The organism is Pseudoneobacillus rhizolycopersici (assembly GCF_054786815.1).
Genome location: NZ_JBTOOE010000090.1, coordinates 1 through 276 on the forward strand (window position 1 = coordinate 1; position 276 = coordinate 276).

Sequence of the window (276 nt, forward strand, 5' to 3'; positions counted from 1 at the left end):
GGTCTCGAAGGGAGAACGCGATGAAGAGCAAACTCGGCGACAGCAACCTGGAGAGTTTCGGGGCTCGTGCGGGGCAGGGGACTGAACTTCAGCCCTCGGCCCAGCCGTTAACCGGGAGGAAGGGATCAGAAAAAAAATCCGTGTACAACGCTAAAGCATATTCCGCGGCGAGTGCGACCTCGCCGCTTGCTCACACGAGGATCGCGCGGCGCGATCCAACCGAGCACGACGTTCAGGTCGAAATTCTATTCTGCGGGATCTGCCACACGGATCTTC

General features: G+C 59.1%; 1 pseudogene. It reads left to right on the forward strand.

Annotated elements, in window-relative coordinates:
* Window positions 1–20: 20 nt before the first annotated feature.
* Window positions 21–276: pseudogene (locus ACX9YW_RS22975) on the forward strand (hypothetical protein); the annotation flags it as partial.